The organism is Rhizobacter sp. P3_B12, assembly GCF_056402895.1.
In genome coordinates this window covers 1-611 of the sequence record NZ_JBFUGN010001710.1, presented here as the reverse complement: position 1 = coordinate 611, position 611 = coordinate 1, and the positions used below count along the sequence as shown (strand labels likewise).

The window sequence follows — 611 nt, the reverse complement described above, 5'->3', positions numbered from 1 at the left end:
GGACGGTGGCGGCATCGACCCAGGCCGTCTTCAGCTCCAGCCCGAGCGCGTTGGCATCGGGCAGCGAGCTGCCCTGGCTTGCGGCATAGCTCACCACCGGGGCGAGCTCCGCGGGCGTGTTGGGGAAGGGCGCGGTGGTGGGGATCACCTTGTTCGACACCGCGGTGTTGAACCAGGCGTAGACGTCGTTGGCGTGCACGCCGAAATAGACCAGCGAGCCGTTCATCGACAGCACCGTGTCGCCGCCGCCGGCCTGGCCGCCGGGCTGGATGCTTTGCGTCTTGGTGCCGCGCACCGCGAAGCTGTGGCGCGCGACGCCGGCGGTGTTGGGGATGTAGTGGCCGCCCTGGGCGTCGAAGTTGATGTCGAAGAAGACCGGCGACTCGAGCACGATGCCACCCGCCGCCGGCGACGAGATCCACAGGAACATCTGGTGCGCCCACTTGTAGAAGTCGCAGGTGGTGTTCTGCGCCGGGAAGGCGAGGCTGTTGGCGAAGGTGACGGAGCCGCCCTTGCTGACGCGGCCGGAGACGAACCAGTTGCCCAGCTCCTTGGGGGATACCGAGCAGGCGGCGTTGGTGTATTGCAGGTTGGCGGGGAAGGCCTGCACT

1 protein-coding gene is annotated in these 611 nt (G+C 67.9%); it reads right to left on the bottom strand.

Going from position 1 to position 611, the window contains the following annotated elements; genetic code table 11:
- The coding region (locus AC1D01_RS37805) for a hypothetical protein (protein WP_477875099.1) at positions 1 to 611 on the bottom strand (611 nt) is incomplete at both ends.